The sequence below is a fragment of the Pseudomonas sp. WPR_5_2 genome (genome assembly GCF_003634475.1).
Classification (GTDB): domain Bacteria; phylum Pseudomonadota; class Gammaproteobacteria; order Pseudomonadales; family Pseudomonadaceae; genus Aquipseudomonas; species Aquipseudomonas izuensis.
Genome location: NZ_RBLA01000004.1, coordinates 147,542 through 165,552, shown reverse-complemented (window position 1 = coordinate 165,552; position 18,011 = coordinate 147,542). Strand labels below are relative to the sequence as shown.

Below are 18,011 nucleotides of genomic sequence, written 5' to 3'. Positions count from 1 at the left end.
TCGTCGTTGCGGTTTTCAAATGCCAGAAACGCAAAAACCCGCTTTCGCGGGTTTCTGTGAAATTCAAGGTCGTGACCGTGAATTTGAATTGGTGCCCAGAAGAAGACTCGAACTTCCACGGCCGTAAGGCCACCAGCACCTGAAGCTGGCGTGTCTACCAATTTCACCATCTGGGCATTCATCTTCAGCGTTGCCGCTGTTGATGTGGCGCACTATACGGAGAGTATTTTTATCTGTAAACCCCTGATTTAAATTTAATAAATCAGACATCCAGAATGCAAAAAACCCGCTTTCGCGGGTTTTTGTGTGAGCCTTGAAATTGATCTAATCTCAAGCTCGAAATTGGTGCCCAGAAGAAGACTCGAACTTCCACGACCGTAAGGTCACCAGCACCTGAAGCTGGCGTGTCTACCAATTTCACCATCTGGGCAGTATCGGCAACGTTGTCCGTCGTCGATGGCGCGCACTATACGGAGCGTCTTTTTAACTGTAAACCCCCGGCATCAAAAAAACCTGAAAAATTTCACCGGCGGTCTGCAAATCAGCTTTGAAGTGTCGATACAGGGCTTTAGAAGGGGCGTCTTAGCCTGAAATTTCCCGTTTCATTACGCCTATGCCAAACTAACCCGCATATAGACAAGGTGAAAACTCTCTAATGGCCGATTGGCAGTCCCTCGATCCCGAGGCCGCTCGTGAAGCGGAAAAATATGAAAACCCCATTCCTAGCCGCGAACTGATCCTTCAGCATCTTGCTGATCGGGGTTCGCCTGCTAACCGCGAACAATTGGTCGAAGAGTTCGGCCTGACCACAGAAGACCAGATCGAAGCCCTGCGCCGCCGCCTGCGCGCCATGGAGCGCGATGCTCAGCTCATCTATACCCGTCGTGGCACGTATGCACCGGTGGACAAGCTCGACCTGATCCTGGGTCGCATCAGCGGTCACCGTGACGGTTTCGGCTTCCTGGTGCCGGATGACGGCAGTGACGACCTGTTCATGAGCCCGGCGCAAATGCGCCTGGTGTTCGACGGTGACCGTGCCCTGGCCCGTGTTTCCGGCCTGGACCGTCGCGGTCGCCGTGAAGGCATGATTGTCGAAGTCGTGTCCCGCGCTCACGAGAGCATCGTCGGTCGTTATTTCGAAGAAGGCGGTATCGGTTTCGTCGTTGCCGACAATCCGAAGATCCAGCAGGAAGTGCTGGTGACGCCGGGCCGTAACGCCAACGCCCAGATCGGCCAGTTCGTCGAAGTGAAGATTACCCACTGGCCGACACCCCGCTTCCAGCCGCAAGGCGATGTGGTTGAGGTTGTGGGTAACTACATGGCGCCGGGCATGGAAATCGATGTTGCCCTGCGCACCTACGACATTCCTCACGTCTGGCCTGATGCCGTGCTCAAGGAAGCTGGCAAGCTCAAGCCGGAAGTCGAAGAGAAAGACAAAGAGAAGCGCATCGACCTGCGTCATTTGCCGTTCGTCACCATCGACGGTGAAGACGCCCGCGACTTCGATGACGCGGTCTACTGCGAGGCCCGGCCAGGCAAGCTGCGCCTGTTCTCCGGTGGCTGGAAGTTGTACGTGGCGATTGCCGACGTCTCCAGCTACGTGAAACTCGGTTCGGCACTGGATGCCGAGGCTCAGGTTCGCGGCAACTCGGTGTACTTCCCCGAGCGCGTGATTCCGATGTTGCCTGAGCAACTGTCTAACGGTTTGTGCTCGCTGAACCCGCAAGTCGATCGCCTGGCCATGGTTTGCGAGATGACCATCTCAAAATCCGGCGAAATGACCGATTACTGCTTCTACGAAGCGGTGATTCACTCCCATGCGCGCCTGACCTACAACAAGGTCAGTGCCATGCTCGAAACGCCGAAAGCGACTGAAGCCCGCAAGCTGCGCGGCGAGTACACCGACGTCGTGCCGCACCTCAAGCAGTTGTATGCGCTGTACAAGGTGTTGCTGGCCGCCCGTCATGTGCGTGGCGCGATCGATTTCGAAACCCAGGAAACCCGGATCATCTTCGGCTCCGAGCGCAAGATCGCCGAAATCCGGCCGACCGTGCGCAACGATGCGCACAAGCTGATCGAGGAATGCATGCTGGCGGCCAACGTGGCCACTGCCGAATTCCTGAAAAAGCACGAGATTCCGGCGCTGTACCGTGTTCATGACGGTCCGCCACCGGAACGTCTGGAAAAATTGCGTGCCTTCCTTGGTGAGCTCGGCCTGTCCCTGCACAAAGGCAAGGATGGCCCGTCGCCGAAGGACTACCAGGCACTGCTGGCCGGTATCAAGGATCGTCCGGATTTCCACCTGATCCAGACCGTCATGCTGCGTTCTTTGAGCCAGGCGGTGTACAGCGCCGATAACCAGGGTCACTTCGGCCTGAATTACGAGGCGTACACGCACTTCACTTCGCCGATTCGCCGCTACCCGGACTTGCTTACGCACCGGGCGATCCGCAGCGTCATCCATTCGAAGCAGGATACTCCGCACGTTCGCCGTGCCGGTGCGATGACCATTCCGAAGGCGCGCATCTATCCGTACGACGAAGCGGCCCTGGAGCAGCTCGGCGAGCAGTGCTCGATGAGCGAGCGTCGTGCCGACGAAGCGACCCGCGACGTGGTGAACTGGCTCAAGTGCGAGTTCATGAAAGACCGCGTCGGCGAGTCGTTCCCGGGCGTGATCACGGCTGTTACCGGTTTTGGTCTGTTCGTCGAGCTGACCGACATTTATGTCGAAGGCCTGGTGCACGTCACCGCGCTGCCGGGTGACTACTACCACTTCGACCCTGTGCACCATCGCCTGGCCGGTGAGCGCACCGGTCGCAGCTTCCGTCTTGGCGATACTGTTGAAGTGCGTGTCATGCGTGTCGACCTCGACGAGCGCAAGATTGACTTCGAGATGGCCGAAAAAACCATCAGCGCGCCGATCGGTCGCAAAAAGCGTGGAACGGAAGCGGCAGCACCTGCGGCCCTCTCTACAAAAACAGTCGCAGAACCGGCTCCGGCGAAAACCGGTCGTCGTCCTGCCAAAGAAAAGGCTGTCGAAGCCTATCGTCCGAGCGATGCAGCGGCGAAAAACGCCGAAGTGCGCAAAAGCCGTGAAATGAAAAAGGCCTTGCTGGCCGACGCGAAAAGCGGCGGTAAAGCGGCGTCTGGGGGAAAGACCGGACGGTCGGCGCCTGACAAGGCTGTCGGCGGCAAGCCAGCCAAACCGAGCAAACATCGTAAAGGTCCGCCAAAAGCGGGCTCGGCCCCAGCCAAAAGTGGCGGGGCGCGTAAACCTAAGGCCAAGCCATGAGTCAGTTGGAAAAAATCTACGGTGTGCACGCAGTTGAAGCATTGCTGCGTCACCACCCCAAGCGCGTCAAGCAAATCTGGCTGGCCGAAGGTCGCGGTGATCCTCGGGTGCAGACTTTGATCGAGTTGGCCAACGAAAACCGTGTCCAGGTTGGTCAGGCCGAGCGCCGGGAAATGGATGCCTGGGTCGAAGGCGTGCATCAGGGCGTGGTCGCGGACGTAAGTCCAAGCCAGGTCTGGGGCGAGGCGATGCTCGACGAGCTGCTCGATCGCACCGAGGGCGCACCGCTGCTGTTGGTGCTCGACGGCGTGACCGATCCGCACAACCTCGGCGCCTGCCTGCGTTCTGCCGATGCGGCGGGTGCGCTGGCGGTGATCGTGCCGAAGGACAAATCCGCGACCCTGACGCCGGTCGTGCGAAAGGTTGCCTGCGGTGCGGCGGAAGTGATTCCGCTGGTCGCCGTGACCAACCTGGCGCGCACCCTCGAAAAGCTCAAGCAGCGCGGCTTGTGGGTTGTCGGTACGGCGGGTGAGGCGGATGTCAGCCTTTACGACCAGGACCTGACCGGACCGACCATCCTGATCATGGGTGCAGAGGGCAGCGGCATGCGTCGCCTGACCCGCGACCTTTGCGATTACCTGGTGCGCCTGCCGATGGCCGGTAGCGTCAGCAGTCTGAACGTTTCCGTGGCGACCGGCGTATGCCTGTTCGAGGCCTTGCGTCAGCGTGGCGCAAAAGCGGCGACCAAAAAATCTTAAGCCAGTTGTAATCCCTGTGGGAGCGAGCCTGCTCGCGAATGCGGAGTAACATTCAGCATCAATGTCGAATGTTATGCCCCTTCGCGAGCAGGCGCGCTCCCACAATGTTTTGTGCATGGGCAAAGATTGGTGGTTGTTCAAATAATCACCAATTACCTTGCGCCTCCCACATCCCTTCTCTACAATTGCGCCCCTTGCTGTGACGGCAGGCACGCATGTGCCTTACCCACGCAAGTCCATAAGTGTCATTCACTCCTTGTCTGACCGCTTTTGAGCGGCAGGCTACAACCCGTAAGGAGCATTCATGCGTCATTACGAAATCATCTTTTTGGTCCACCCGGATCAAAGCGAGCAAGTCGGCGGCATGGTTGAGCGTTACACCAAGCTGATCGAAGAAGACGGCGGCAAAATCCACCGTCTGGAAGATTGGGGCCGTCGTCAACTGGCCTACGCAATCAACAATGTTCACAAGGCTCACTACGTGATGCTGAACGTTGAGTGCACCGGCAAGGCCCTGGCCGAGCTGGAAGACAACTTCCGCTACAACGATGCAGTGATCCGTAACCTGGTCATCCGTCGCGAAGAAGCCGTTACCGGCCAATCCGAGATGCTCAAGGCTGAAGAAAACCGCAGTGAGCGCCGTGAGCGTCGCGACCGTCCTGAGCACTCCGACGCTGAAGGCGTTGACAGTGATGACAGCGACAACAGCGATAACGCTGACGAGTAATCCACGGACCTTTTAAGGAGCCTATCAAATGGCACGTTTCTTCCGTCGTCGTAAATTCTGCCGCTTCACCGCTGAAGACGTGAAAGAGATCGATTACAAAGATCTCAACACTCTGAAAGCCTACGTATCCGAGACCGGCAAAATCGTTCCAAGCCGCATCACCGGTACCAAAGCTCGTTATCAGCGTCAGCTGGCCACCGCTATCAAGCGCGCCCGCTTCCTGGCCCTGCTGGCCTACACCGACAGCCACGGCCGCTGAGACCGGGCAGTCGACACGTAGCAAAGGATTGAATGTATGCGTGCCTTAGCTGAGTTCATCATGCGGGGCCGTATGCAGGCCACTCTGGTAGTGGCTGGATGCGCGGCATTGCCGTTGTTGTATTGGTTGGGTGCTGCCGCCGGATGCCTTGTGCTCCTGCGGCGCGGATTGAAGGACGCCTTGGGCGTTCTTGCTCTGGGACTGCTGCCGGCGTTGATCTGGTGGCTTTTCTCCGACGACCCACGGGCGCTTCTGGTGCTGCTGGGGTCTGCGAGCCTTGCGTTGGTTTTGCGCGCAAGCGAGTCCTGGAACCGCGTGCTGCTGGTCAGCATAGCGATGGGAGTGGTGTTTTCAGTGGTGCTGGGGACGGCTTTTGGTCCCCAGATCGAGATGCTGGCGCAGGCTTTGATCAAAGTCATGCCGTCGCTACTCGGTGAGGTCTACCAGAAGATGTCGGTAGACGAGCAAGCGCGCTTCGCGTCCCTGATTGCACCAATCCTGACCGGCCTGATTGCGGCCTTGTTGCAAATCGTCAGTGTGCTGAGCCTGATTGTCGGGCGCTACTGGCAGGCGTTGTTGTACAACCCCGGTGGTTTCGGTCGCGAGTTTCGCGCCGTCCGAATCCCGCTGGGTCCCGCGATGTTGCTGCTGGCGGGCATGGTTGTGACACCGAATTTCGGTGCCCAGATGTCCATGCTTGTGCCGTTGTGCAGCGTACCGCTGGTTTTCGCCGGGCTGGCCCTGATTCACGGGCTGGTGGCGCAAAAGCGACTGGCCAAATTCTGGCTGGTGGGGTTGTACGTCACGCTGTTGCTGTTCATGCAGCTGATCTATCCGTTGCTGGTGGTCCTGGCCATCGTCGACAGCCTGATTGATTTTCGCGGTCGTCTGGCGTCGAAAGACGCCGATAACGCGAACGGTGAAGGTTAAAAGTTAAGAGGATTTTCACATGCAACTGATCCTTCTGGAAAAAGTCACCAACCTGGGCAACCTGGGTGACAAAGTGAACGTTAAGGCTGGTTACGGTCGTAACTACCTGCTGCCTTACGGCAAAGCTACCGCCGCGACCCCAGCCAACCTGGCTGCGTTCGAAGAGCGTCGCGCTGAGCTGGAAAAAGCTGCAGCAGACCGTAAATCGTCGGCTGAAAGCCGTGCCGCCCAACTGGCTGAGCTGGAAGTGACCATCACTGCCACCGCTGGTGACGAAGGCAAGCTGTTCGGTTCGATCGGCACCCACGACATCGCTGATGCACTGACCGCCTCTGGCGTTGAAGTGGCAAAAAGCGAAGTTCGTCTGCCGAACGGCACTATCCGCAACGTAGGTGAATTCGACGTAGCCGTGCACCTGCACGCTGAAGTTGAAGCCACCGTACGCGTTGTCGTGGTAGCAGCTTAAGCAGTACTTGTCGGCTGGCACCCTCGGGTGCTTGCCGGTAACATCGGGCACGATCCTGTTTACAGGTCGTGCCCTTTGTCTTTCTGGTAACGCCCGTTTTTCAACCCCTGCTTTTACTAAAAAACCAAGTGGCCATGAACGAAATCTCCGCTCCCGAGCAATACGATCTGCAAACCGCCGCGCTGAAGGTGCCGCCGCATTCCATCGAAGCCGAACAGGCTGTGCTCGGTGGTCTGATGCTGGACAACAACGCCTGGGAACGCGTGCTCGATCAAGTTTCCGACGGTGATTTCTATCGACATGACCACCGCCTGATTTTCCGTGCGATCGCCAAACTGGCCGATCAGAACTCCCCGATCGACGTCGTGACCCTTGCCGAGCAACTGGACAAGGAAGGTCAGACCTCGCAAGTCGGTGGCCTCGGTTATCTCGGCGAGCTGGCGAAAAACACGCCGTCCGTCGCCAACATCAAGGCCTATGCGCAGATTGTTCGCCAGCGCGCGACCCTGCGCCAATTGATCGGCATCAGCACTGAAATTGCCGACAGTGCCTTCAACCCGGAAGGTCGCACCGCTGAAGAAATCCTCGATGAAGCAGAGCGGCAGATCTTCCAGATCGCCGAGGCCCGGCCAAAAACCGGCGGCCCGGTGGGTGTGAATGAACTGCTGACCAAGGCCATCGACCGTATCGATACCCTGTTCAACACCGACAACGCCATCACCGGCCTGTCCACCGGCTACACCGACCTCGACGAGAAGACCAGCGGCCTGCAACCGGCCGACCTGATCATCGTCGCCGGCCGTCCGTCCATGGGTAAGACCACTTTTGCGATGAACCTGGTGGAAAACGCCGTGTTGCGCAGTGAGAAGGCTGTCCTGGTTTACTCCCTCGAGATGCCAGGCGAATCGCTGATCATGCGTATGTTGTCGTCCCTGGGGCGCATCGACCAGACCAAGGTCCGTTCCGGTCAGCTGGAAGACGACGACTGGCCGCGCCTGACTTCGGCGGTCAACCTGCTCAACGACCGCAAACTGTTCATCGACGATACGGCCGGCATCAGCCCGTCGGAAATGCGCGCCCGGACCCGGCGTCTGGTGCGTGAGCATGGCGACGTCGGCCTGATCATGATCGACTACCTGCAACTGATGCAGATTCCGGGTTCCAGCGGCGACAACCGGACCAACGAGATTTCCGAGATCTCCCGGTCCCTGAAAGCCCTGGCCAAGGAATTCAACTGCCCGGTGGTGGCGCTGTCCCAGCTCAACCGTTCCCTGGAGCAGCGGCCGAACAAACGCCCGGTGAACTCCGACTTGCGGGAATCCGGAGCGATCGAGCAGGACGCCGACGTGATCATGTTCGTTTACCGCGACGAGGTGTATCACCCGGAAACCGAGCACAAGGGCATTGCCGAGATCATCATCGGCAAGCAGCGGAACGGCCCGATCGGCTTTATCCGGTTGGCGTTCATCGGTAAATACACCCGATTCGAGAACCTGGCGCCGGGTAGCTACAACTTCGATGACGACGAGTAAGTTTATGTAGCGCCTGTCAGGGCCTCATCGCGAGCAAGCTTTGCTCCCACAGGTCGCACGCAGACCTCTGTAGGAGCAATGCTTGCTCGCGATGAACGATTACGCGGTATAGCAGACACCCTCTAATTTCCGACCACAGCCGTCGGAATTGGTCAAAATTTGTGCTATATTCCGCGCCCGCGAAATTCAATGAAAGCCAACACCGGTTATCGACATGCAAGCAGCCAAGCCGTTATTTGACTATCCCAAGTACTGGGCCGAATGTTTCGGGCCAGCGCCATTCCTGCCAATGAGCAGGGAGGAGATGGATCAGCTCGGCTGGGATTCCTGCGACATCATCATCGTCACCGGTGATGCCTACGTCGATCACCCGTCGTTCGGCATGGCGATCATCGGCCGGCTGCTGGAGTCCCAGGGCTTCCGCGTCGGGATCATTGCCCAGCCGAACTGGCAGTCCAAAGACGATTTCATGAAGCTGGGCGAGCCGAACCTGTTCTTCGGCGTCGCGGCCGGCAACATGGATTCGATGATCAACCGCTACACCGCCGATAAGAAAATCCGTTCCGATGATGCCTACACGCCAGGTGGCCTGGCGGGCAAGCGTCCGGACCGTGCGAGCCTGGTCTACAGCCAGCGCTGCAAGGAAGCCTACAAGCACGTGCCGATCGTACTTGGCGGCATCGAAGCGTCCCTGCGCCGCATCGCCCACTACGATTACTGGCAGGACCGGGTTCGTAATTCGATCCTGATCGACGCCAGCGCCGACATCCTGCTCTACGGCAACGCCGAGCGTGCCATTGTCGAAGTCGCCCAGCGCCTGTCCTACGGTCACAAGATCGAAGACATCACCGATGTGCGCGGCACCGCGTTCATCCGCCGCGACACGCCGAAAGACTGGTACGAAGTCGATTCCACGCGCATCGACCGTCCGGGCAAGATCGACAAGATCATCAACCCGTACGTGAATACCCAGGACACTCAAGCCTGCGCCATCGAGCAGGAAAAGGGTCCGGTCGAGGATCCGCAAGAAGCCAAGGTCGTGCAGATTCTTGCCAGTCCGAAGATGACCCGCGACAAGACCGTGATCCGTCTGCCATCGGTTGAAAAAGTCCGTGGCGACGCCGTTCTGTATGCCCACGCCAACCGCGTGTTGCACCTGGAAACCAACCCCGGCAACGCCCGTGCGCTGGTGCAGAAACACGGCGAAGTGGACGTCTGGTTCAACCCGCCACCGATTCCCATGACCACCGAAGAAATGGACTACGTGTTCGGCATGCCTTATCAGCGCATTCCGCACCCGGCGTACGGCAAGGAGAAAATCCCGGCCTATGAGATGATCCGCTTCTCGGTGAACATCATGCGTGGCTGCTTCGGCGGTTGCACCTTCTGCTCGATCACCGAGCACGAAGGCCGCATCATCCAGAACCGTTCCGAAGAGTCGATCATTCGCGAGATCGAAGAAATTCGCGACAAGGTCCCAGGGTTTACCGGCGTCATTTCCGACCTCGGCGGCCCGACCGCGAACATGTACCGCATCGCCTGCAAGAGCCCGGAAATCGAATCCGCGTGCCGCAAGCCGTCCTGCGTGTTCCCTGGCATCTGTCCGAACCTGAACACCGACCACTCGTCGCTGATCCAGTTGTATCGAAGCGCCCGTGCCTTGCCGGGTGTGAAGAAGATCCTGATCGCTTCCGGCCTGCGCTACGACCTTGCAGTCGAGTCGCCGGAATACGTCAAGGAACTGGTGACCCACCACGTCGGTGGCTACCTGAAGATCGCCCCGGAACACACCGAGGAAGGTCCGCTCAACCAGATGATGAAACCGGGCATTGGCAGCTATGACAAGTTCAAGCGCATGTTCGAGAAGTACTCCAAGGAAGCCGGGAAAGAGCAGTACCTGATTCCGTACTTCATCGCCGCCCACCCGGGCACCACCGACGAAGACATGATGAACCTGGCCCTGTGGCTCAAGGGCAACGGCTTCCGTGCCGACCAGGTGCAGGCGTTCTACCCGTCGCCGATGGCCACCGCTACCGCGATGTACCACTCGGGCAAGAACCCGCTGCGCAAGGTCACCTACAAGAGTGACGCGGTGACCATCGTCAAGAGCGAAGAGCAGCGTCGTCTGCACAAGGCGTTCTTGCGTTATCACGACCCGAAAGGCTGGCCGATGCTGCGTGAGGCACTGACCCGCATGGGCCGCGCCGACCTGATCGGGCCGGGGAAGAACCAGTTGATTCCGCTGCACCAGCCGTCCACCGACAGCTACCAGAGTGCCCGTCGCAAGAACTCGACGCCGGCCGGCAGCCACAAGGTGGCAGGGGAAAAGACCACCAAGATCCTCACCCAGCACACTGGCCTGCCACCGCGCGCCAGCGATGGCGGTAATCCGTGGGACAAACGTGAACAGGCCAAGGCTGCGGCATTCGCCCGCAACCAGCAGGCCGCCAAGGAGCGCAAGGAAGCGGCCAAGGGCAAGGGGCCCAAGCCTGCGCGCAAGCCGGTCGTACCGCGCTAAGCCTCGCTTGAGCTGAACAGAACGCCAACCTTCGGGTTGGCGTTTTGCATTTCAGGCTTTAAAGGTTTGCTAGGGCGACTGGCCTCATCGCGAGCAGGCTCGCTCCCACAGGGGCCATTGTCGATTACAAGTTTCGCGAACGACTCGAACAAACTGTGGGAGCGAGCCTGCTCGCGATGAGGCCGGTGCAGGCGCTGCAAGTCAGGCTGGCAGTCTCGGCCGCCACAAATCCGTGCAACTCTCTCCAACCATTTTCCTGCATCGCCCGATTTTGGTGCTGTACTGCCTCCAGTAACCGGAGAAAGCGCCAGCACCGCTGGATGGCATAAGTCTTGCGCGCTTTCGAATACGCTTAAGGCTCGCAGGAGGCACGCCGTGTCGATTCATGTCGCATTGCACCATGTCACGCATTACCGCTATGACCGCGCCGTCGAGCTCGGTCCGCAGATCGTTCGCCTGCGCCCGGCCGCCCACAGCCGCACGCGGATACTGTCCTATGCGTTGAAAGTCTCGCCCGAGCAGCATTTCATCAACTGGCAACAAGACCCGCAGGGCAATTACCTGGCGCGGTTGGTGTTTCCGGAGAAAACCGATGAGTTGCGCATCGAAGTCGATCTGCTGGCAGAAATGGCGATCTTCAATCCCTTCGATTTTTTCCTCGAACCCTACGCAGAAAAAATCCCGTTCGACTACGCTGCGGACGAGCGCAAGGAGTTGGCGCCGTACCTGGAAACCTTGCCCCTGACGCCGAAGTTCAAGGCCTATCTGGACAACATTGGCCGTACGCCTCTGCCCGCCGTGGATTTCCTCGTCGCCCTCAACCAGCGCCTGAGCGAAGACGTCGACTACCTGATTCGCATGGAGCCGGGGGTGCAAACCCCCGAATACACGCTCGAACAGGCCTCCGGTTCGTGCCGCGATTCTGCGTGGCTGCTGGTGCAACTCCTGCGCAACCTCGGGCTGGCCGCTCGCTTTGTCTCGGGCTACCTGATCCAGTTGACCGCCGATGTGAAAAGTCTCGATGGCCCTTCAGGCACTGAAGTGGATTTCACCGACCTGCACGCCTGGTGCGAGGTGTACTTGCCCGGTGCGGGCTGGATCGGTCTGGATGCAACCTCCGGGCTGTTTGCGGGTGAAGGGCATATCCCATTGGCCTGTAGTCCAGATCCGTCTTCCGCGGCACCGATCAGTGGCCTGGTGGAACCGTGCGAGTGCGAATTCAGCCATGAAATGTCGGTGGAGCGGATTTGGGAGGCGCCACGGGTCACAAAGCCCTACACCGAAGAGCAGTGGCTGGCGATTCAGGCCTTGGGGCGACAGATCGACGCCGATCTGCTGGAAGGTGACGTTCGCTTGACCATGGGCGGTGAGCCGACCTTCGTCTCCATTGATGACCCGGACGGCGCCGAGTGGAATACGGCGGCACTGGGACCAAACAAGCGTCGGCTGTCCGCCGAACTGTTCCAGCGCATGCGTAAACGCTACGCGCCTCAGGGGTTGGTGCATTTCGGTCAGGGCAAGTGGTATCCCGGTGAGCAATTGCCGCGCTGGTCGCTCAATTGCTATTGGCGTCGCGACGGTGTGCCGATCTGGCATAACAACGCGTTGATCGCCGACGAACAGCAAGACTACGGCGCCAATGGCGAATTGGCCGGGCGTTTCCTGGCGAGTGTGGCCGAACGCCTGAAAATTCCGACACGCTTTGTGTTTCCGGCCTACGAAGACAATTTCTATTACCTCTGGCGCGAAGGCACTTTACCGCAGAACGTCACCGCCGAAGACTCGCGTCTTGACGAGCCGCTGGAGCGCGCGCGGTTGCGCAAAGTCTTCAGTCAGGGACTGGACAAGGTCATCGGCCAGGTACTGCCGCTGGCGCGCACCGCCAAGGGCGACCAGTGGCAAAGCGGGCGCTGGTATCTGCGTGACGAACATTGCCGTCTGGTGCCGGGGGATTCCCCGTTGGGCTATCGCCTGCCCCTCGGTTCGCAACCTTGGGTGAAAGCGGCAGAGTACCCGTTCATTCATACGCAGGACCCGAATCAGGCGTTTGCGTCGCTACCCGACACCGCGCAGTTGAACAGCCATGGTGAGCCTGCCGAGGCGCAAGAGCGCACGCCGAAAATCGACGAGTCCGCCGACTGGCTGACGCGTACGGCGTTCTGCGCCGAGGCGCGGGAAGGCCGGTTGTACCTGTTCATGCCACCGCTGGAGCGGGTCGAGGATTACCTGGAGCTGGTGGCCGCCATCGAAGCCACTGCCGAGGAATTGCATTGCCCGGTGCTACTGGAAGGTTATGAACCTCCGAACGATCCGCGTTTGTGCAACTTTCGCATCACCCCAGATCCCGGTGTGATCGAGGTCAACGTGCAGCCGTCCGCGACTTGGGATGAATTGGTCGAGCGCACTGAATTTCTCTACGAAGAAGCACGACAGACTCGCCTCACCACCGAGAAATTCATGATCGATGGCCGACACACTGGCACCGGAGGTGGTAACCATTTCGTACTGGGTGGCGCGACACCGGCTGACTCACCTTTTCTGCGTCGCCCGGATTTGCTACGCAGTCTGATCAGCTACTGGCATAACCACCCGTCACTGTCCTACCTGTTTTCCGGATTGTTCATCGGCCCGACATCGCAAGCGCCTCGTGTCGATGAGGCGCGCAACGATGCTTTATACGAGCTGGAAGTCGCCTTTGCGCAGATGCCGGAACCGGGCGAGGAGTGCGCGCCGTGGCTGGTTGACCGACTGTTGCGTAACCTGCTGATCGACGTCACTGGCAACACGCACCGTGCGGAATTCTGCATCGACAAACTGTATTCACCAGACGGCGCGACGGGGCGCCTCGGTTTGCTGGAGTTGCGTGCTTTTGAAATGCCACCCCATGCGCGCATGAGCCTGGCCCAACAATTACTGCTGCGAGCGTTAGTCGCACGGTTCTGGCGCGAACCTTACGCACCGCCAAAACTGGCGCGCTGGGGCACAGAGCTGCATGACCGGTTCTTGTTGCCGCACTTTATCGAGCAGGATTTTGCCGACGTCATCGTCGACCTCAATGCCGCCGGTTATCCGCTACGGGCCGAATGGTTTGCGGCGCATCTGGAGTTCCGCTTTCCCAAGGTCGGCGACTACGCCGTCAGTGGCATCGCCCTTGAGTTGCGCCAGGCACTCGAACCGTGGCATGTGCTGGGCGAGGAGGGCGCGGTCGGTGGTACGGTGCGCTACGTGGATTCATCCCTGGAACGCCTGCAGGTCAAGCTCACCGGTCTGCCGCCCCAGCGTTATGTGCTGACCTGCAACGGCATTCCGGTGCCATTGCAGCCTACCGGGCGTGTAGGTGAATTCGTCGCAGGCGTGCGATTCCGCGCCTGGCAACCGGCGAACTGTCTGCACCCGACCATCCCGGTCCATGCGCCACTGGTGTTCGATCTGCTCGACACCTGGATGGAGCGGTCGCTGGGCGGTTGCCAGTATCACGTCGCACACCCGGGCGGGCGCAACTACGAGACCTTGCCGGTCAATGCCAATGAAGCCGAGAGCCGGCGCATGGCGCGTTTCTTCCGCATCGGACACACGCCGGGGAAACTTCCCATACCGACTCTGGAAATCAATGACGAGCTGCCGATGACACTCGATTTACGACGTTTCTAAACCGTACGCGACGCCCGGGTCTTTCGTCTATCCGGGCGTCATGAGCCTGCGTTAGTCTGACCGTTCCATGCTGTCTGCCGAGCTTTCCATGCCTGACTTGCTAGACCGCTACCCGCTGACGGCGGGCACCTATCACGAACTGCTCGATGACAGCGGGGCGGTACGTCCGCACTGGCGCCGATTGTTCGACCAATTGCAGCGCAGCACGCCAGCGCAACTGGCGCAGCGTCAGGCACTGCTCACCCGGCAGATTCAGGAAAACGGCGTCACCTATAACGTTTACGCGGATCCCAAGGGCGCCGATCGGCCATGGGAACTGGACCTGCTACCCCATGTGATTGCCGCTGACGAGTGGCAACAGCTGTCGGCGGGCATCGCCCAGCGCGCCCGATTGCTCAATGCCGTGCTGGCCGACCTGTACGGGCCGCAACGCCTGATTGCCGAAGGATTGCTACCGGCCGAACTGGTGTTCGGCCACAACAACTTTCTCTGGCCCTGCCAGGGCATCAAACCGCCTGACGGCGCCTTTCTGCATCTGTATGCCGTGGATCTGGCGCGCACCCCCGATGGCCGTTGGTGGGTTACGGCGGACCGGACTCAAGCGCCGTCCGGTGCAGGCTATGCGCTGGAAAACCGCACCATCGTGTCCCGGGCGTTCCCCGAGTTGTACCGCGATCTGAAAGTGCAGCATCTGGCCGGCTTCTTCCGCACGCTTCAGGAAACCCTGTCCCGCCAGGCGCCCAGCGATGAAGAGGTGCCATTGGTTGTGTTGTTGACGCCGGGACGGTTCAACGAGAGTTATTTCGAACACCTGTACCTTGCTCGCCAACTCGGTTATCCGCTGGTCGAAGGCGGCGACCTGACAGTGCGCGATGCCACGGTTTACCTGAAAACCCTGAGTGGCCTGCGCCGGGTGCACGCGATCATGCGCCGTCTCGACGACGATTTCTGTGACCCGCTGGAGCTGCGTACCGATTCGGCATTGGGCGTACCGGGCTTGCTTGAAGCCGTGCGACAAGGGCGGGTCCTGGTGGCCAATGCCCTCGGCAGTGGCGTGCTCGAATCCCCAGGCTTGCTGGGTTTCCTGCCGAAGATCAGTCAGTTCCTGTTCGGTGAAGACCTGATTCTGCCGTCCATCGCCACCTGGTGGTGCGGCGAAGCTCCGGTGCTCGCGCAGGCGTTGGAGAAACTGCCGGAGTTGCTAATCAAACCGGCGTTCCCGTCCCAGAGTTTTACCCCGGTGTTTGGCCGTGACTTGAGTGAAAAACAGCGCCATCAGCTTGTCGAGCGCATGCAGGCACGGCCTTACGCCTATGTTGCGCAAGAATTGGCGCAGTTGTCCCAAGCGCCAATCTGGCAGGCCGATGGCGGTCAGTTACAACCCCGGGCCATCGGCCTGCGCGTGTATGCGGTGGCCAGCCGCGAGGGTTATCGGGTATTGCCCGGCGGATTGACCCGGGTGGCCGCCGAGGCCGATGCCGAAGTGGTGTCGATGCAGCGTGGCGGTGCGAGCAAGGACACCTGGGTACTGGGCGATCGCCCGCCCAGCGGCGAACAATGGAAAACCCAGCGCAATATCGGCGTGCATGATCTGGTGCGACGCGATCCCTATCTGCCGTCACGGGTGGTGGAAAACCTGTTCTGGTTCGGTCGTTACTGCGAGCGTTGCGATGACAGTGCGCGATTGTTGCGCATCATGCTGGCGCGATACGTGGACGGCGATGACCCGCAGGCCCTGCAGGCGGCCGTCGATCTTGGTGAACGGCTGATGCTGTTGCCCGATGAAGGTGAGCTGCCGGAGCGTTTGCTGGCAGCAATACTCGGCGATGATTGGCCGTTCAGCCTGCGTTCCAACCTGCAGCGGTTGCAGTGGGCGGCTTCGCAGGTGCGCGGCAAGCTCTCGCGGGAAAACTGGCAGGCGCTGGTGGAGTTGCAGCGCGAAGCCATGGAACTGGAAACCGATGAGCCGGACTTCGGCGAGCTGCTGGATTTTCTCAACCGTCTGGTGATGTCCCTGGCGGCTTTGTCCGGTTTTGCATTGGACGACATGACCCGGGACGAAGGCTGGCGCTTCCTGATGATCGGTCGGCGAATCGAGCGCCTGCAATTTCTCAGTGGCAGCCTGGCGGCGTTTTTGCGGGGCGCCGGGGCGTTCGATCAGGCCGGTCTCGAATGGTTGCTGGAACTGGGCAACAGCAGCATCACCTACCGTTCGCGTTATCTGGCGGTGGCGCAGTTGATCCCGGTGCTCGACCTGTTGTTGCTCGATGAGCAGAACCCTCACGCCGTGCTGTTTCAATTGAAACTGGTGAACCGTACCCTCAAGCGCCTGAACGACGACTTTGCTGCCCCGCGAGAAGCGGGGTTGGCGCAATGGGTGGAGCGACTGGCGTGTTTCGATCTGGGTTGTCTGGAGAACCCGCTGTTCGGTGAGGCCAGCGTACGCGCGGCGCTCGAAGGGCTGGCCGACCTATTGCAAGAAATCGCCGATGCCAGCGGGCACGTGTCCGATCGCCTGGCCTTGCGTCATTTTGCCCATGTCGATGATGTCAGCCAGCGCACGGTGTCCGTCTGATGAATGCGCGATACCAGATTTTCCACGACACCCACTATCACTACGACAGCCCTGTGTCCCTGGCCCAGCAACTGGCGCACCTGTGGCCGCGGGTCTGCGGTTGGCAGCGTTGTACCGAGCAGCAGTTGCAGATCAGTCCGGACCCGACGTCGCGCCGTGATGAACTGGATGTTTTCGGTAATCCGCTGACCCGGCTGGCATTCGAGCGCCCTCATGATGAATTGCTGGTCAACGCCAGCCTCACGATAGAAGTGCTGCCCCGGCCTGCGCTGGATTTCAATCTGTCGCCAGCCTGGGAGGAAACCCGCAACGCGCTGACTTACAGCAGCCAGCCACTTTCGCCTGAGTTGCTCGAAGCTTGCCGTTATCGGTTTCAATCGCCCTACGTGCACTTGAAGCGCAATTTCGTCGAGTTTTCAGACAGCTGCTTTCCGGCAGGCCGTCCGCTGCTGCGGGGTGTGCAGGCACTGATGGAGAAAATCTTCAGCGAATTCACCTTCGACGCCGAAGCGACCCAGGTGGCAACGCCGCTGGTGGAAGTGCTGGAGCGTCGGCGCGGGGTCTGTCAGGACTTCGCCCACCTGATGCTTGCTTGCGTGCGATCCCGGGGCCTGGCCGCCCGCTACATCAGCGGCTATTTGCTGACTCAGCCACCACCCGGGCAGCCACGCCTGATTGGCGCCGATGCTTCCCATGCCTGGGTGTCGGTGTATTGCCCTGTGCTGGGTTGGGTAGATTTCGATCCGACCAACAACGTGCAGCCGGCACTGGAGCACATTACCTTGGCCTGGGGGCGGGATTTTTCTGATGTGTCGCCGCTGCGCGGGGTGATTCTGGGGGGCGGCAATCATGTCCCCGAAGTTCGCGTCACCGTCATGCCACTGGATTAGCGGTGAACCCCTGTGGGAGCGAGCCTGCTCGCGAAAGCGGTCCGTCAGTCACGGAAAGGATTGGATGTGCTGCCGTCTTCGCGAGCAGGCTCGCTCCCACAAAGGGATATCAGGTATTTTCTGGAAAGGTATTTCAGATCGACCTGTGAGGGCCGGCAGCAAGGCTGCCAACCCTGGACACAGATCCGGTGGGCCTGAAATTGAATCATCCGGCCCGGAGGGTCTCAGGCGTCGGGCGCCTGGTCTTTCGGTGCTTCAACATCATCTTCTGTCGCGACGTCACCGTCAGGGTTCAGTGTCGCGTCTTCAGCCATCGCTTTCTTGCGCTGAAGCTTTTCCTCTTTCTTCTGCTCCTTGGCCAAGTCACGCTGACGTTTGGCGAAGGAATAATTGGGTTTAGCCATGGGCGATCC

General features: G+C 59.8%; 12 protein-coding genes and 2 tRNA genes. 11 read left to right on the top strand and 3 right to left on the bottom strand.

The genetic code is table 11. The features are described 5' to 3' along the window. Window positions 1–89: 89 nt before the first annotated feature. Both BJ917_RS16435 and BJ917_RS16430 read right to left on the bottom strand, forming a co-directional pair. Window positions 90–176: transfer RNA gene (locus BJ917_RS16435), tRNA-Leu, on the bottom strand. A gap of 167 nt (window positions 177–343) precedes the next feature. Continuing rightward, window positions 344–430 (bottom strand) — tRNA-Leu (locus BJ917_RS16430). Between the two features lie 225 nt (window positions 431–655). On the opposite strand from BJ917_RS16430, the gene rnr reads away from it, so the two are divergent. The 11 genes from rnr to BJ917_RS16375 all read left to right on the top strand — a co-directional run bounded on the left by rnr (window position 656) and on the right by BJ917_RS16375 (window position 17,598). After that, window positions 656–3,292: a ribonuclease R gene (rnr, locus tag BJ917_RS16425; protein WP_121103857.1), complete on the top strand. Its 2,637-nt coding sequence runs from the start codon at window positions 656–658 to the stop codon at window positions 3,290–3,292. Then, window positions 3,289–4,050 (top strand): 23S rRNA (guanosine(2251)-2'-O)-methyltransferase RlmB, encoded by a 762-nt coding sequence (rlmB, locus tag BJ917_RS16420; protein WP_096513689.1) that lies wholly within the window; start codon window positions 3,289–3,291, stop codon window positions 4,048–4,050. The genes rnr and rlmB overlap by 4 nt, the downstream gene beginning before the upstream one ends. A 304-nt stretch (window positions 4,051–4,354) precedes the next feature. After that, a complete protein-coding gene (rpsF, locus tag BJ917_RS16415) occupies window positions 4,355–4,777 on the top strand; it encodes a 30S ribosomal protein S6 (RefSeq protein WP_007939579.1) in 423 nt (140 codons plus the stop codon). Window positions 4,778–4,805: 28 nt separating this feature from the next. Further along, the gene (rpsR, locus tag BJ917_RS16410) at window positions 4,806–5,036 is read left to right on the top strand and encodes a 30S ribosomal protein S18 (RefSeq protein ID WP_002551829.1); all 231 of its coding nucleotides are present in this window, start codon (window positions 4,806–4,808) and stop codon (window positions 5,034–5,036) included. 36 nt (window positions 5,037–5,072) lie between these two features. After that, window positions 5,073–5,966, top strand: a complete 894-nt coding sequence (locus BJ917_RS16405; RefSeq protein WP_096513688.1) for a hypothetical protein — start codon at window positions 5,073–5,075, stop codon at window positions 5,964–5,966. Window positions 5,967–5,985: 19 nt separating this feature from the next. Continuing rightward, entirely contained in the window at window positions 5,986–6,432 is a 447-nt protein-coding gene (rplI, locus tag BJ917_RS16400; RefSeq protein WP_008058981.1) for a 50S ribosomal protein L9, read from the top strand. 134 nt (window positions 6,433–6,566) lie between these two features. Then, entirely contained in the window at window positions 6,567–7,964 is a 1,398-nt protein-coding gene (gene dnaB, locus BJ917_RS16395) for a replicative DNA helicase (protein ID WP_077045379.1), read from the top strand. Between the two features lie 214 nt (window positions 7,965–8,178). Then, a complete protein-coding gene (locus tag BJ917_RS16390; RefSeq protein WP_096513687.1) occupies window positions 8,179–10,482 on the top strand; it encodes a YgiQ family radical SAM protein in 2,304 nt (767 codons plus the stop codon). A gap of 375 nt (window positions 10,483–10,857) precedes the next feature. Continuing rightward, window positions 10,858–14,133 (top strand): DUF2126 domain-containing protein, encoded by a 3,276-nt coding sequence (locus BJ917_RS16385; RefSeq protein WP_121103856.1) that lies wholly within the window; start codon window positions 10,858–10,860, stop codon window positions 14,131–14,133. Window positions 14,134–14,221: 88 nt separating this feature from the next. After that, on the top strand, window positions 14,222–16,708 hold the full coding sequence (locus BJ917_RS16380; RefSeq protein ID WP_096515584.1) for a circularly permuted type 2 ATP-grasp protein: 2,487 nt from the start codon (window positions 14,222–14,224) through the stop codon (window positions 16,706–16,708). Continuing rightward, the gene (locus BJ917_RS16375; protein ID WP_096513685.1) at window positions 16,708–17,598 is read left to right on the top strand and encodes a transglutaminase family protein; all 891 of its coding nucleotides are present in this window, start codon (window positions 16,708–16,710) and stop codon (window positions 17,596–17,598) included. Before BJ917_RS16380 ends, BJ917_RS16375 begins: the two co-directional genes overlap by 1 nt. Window positions 17,599–17,822: 224 nt before the next feature. Here BJ917_RS16375 and BJ917_RS16365 read toward each other — a convergent pair whose 3' ends face one another. Then, on the bottom strand, window positions 17,823–18,002 hold the full coding sequence (locus tag BJ917_RS16365; RefSeq protein WP_095192115.1) for a hypothetical protein: 180 nt from the start codon (window positions 18,000–18,002) through the stop codon (window positions 17,823–17,825). Between the last annotated feature and the right edge of the window lie 9 nt (window positions 18,003–18,011).

Excerpts from the sequence above, each read along its gene's own strand:
- rpsF (WP_007939579.1), top strand. The coding sequence starts at position 4,355 with ATGCGTCATTACGAAATCATCTTTTTGGTCCACCCGGATCAAAGCGAG.
- rpsR (WP_002551829.1), top strand. The coding sequence starts at position 4,806 with ATGGCACGTTTCTTCCGTCGTCGTAAATTCTGCCGCTTCACCGCTGAA.
- dnaB (WP_077045379.1), top strand. The coding sequence starts at position 6,567 with ATGAACGAAATCTCCGCTCCCGAGCAATACGATCTGCAAACCGCCGCG.
- rnr (WP_121103857.1), top strand. The coding sequence starts at position 656 with ATGGCCGATTGGCAGTCCCTCGATCCCGAGGCCGCTCGTGAAGCGGAA.
- BJ917_RS16405 (WP_096513688.1), top strand. The coding sequence starts at position 5,073 with ATGCGTGCCTTAGCTGAGTTCATCATGCGGGGCCGTATGCAGGCCACT.
- BJ917_RS16390 (WP_096513687.1), top strand. The coding sequence starts at position 8,179 with ATGCAAGCAGCCAAGCCGTTATTTGACTATCCCAAGTACTGGGCCGAA.
- rlmB (WP_096513689.1), top strand. The coding sequence starts at position 3,289 with ATGAGTCAGTTGGAAAAAATCTACGGTGTGCACGCAGTTGAAGCATTG.
- BJ917_RS16365 (WP_095192115.1), bottom strand. The coding sequence starts at position 18,002 with ATGGCTAAACCCAATTATTCCTTCGCCAAACGTCAGCGTGACTTGGCC.
- rplI (WP_008058981.1), top strand. The coding sequence starts at position 5,986 with ATGCAACTGATCCTTCTGGAAAAAGTCACCAACCTGGGCAACCTGGGT.
- BJ917_RS16380 (WP_096515584.1), top strand. The coding sequence starts at position 14,222 with ATGCCTGACTTGCTAGACCGCTACCCGCTGACGGCGGGCACCTATCAC.
- BJ917_RS16375 (WP_096513685.1), top strand. The coding sequence starts at position 16,708 with ATGAATGCGCGATACCAGATTTTCCACGACACCCACTATCACTACGAC.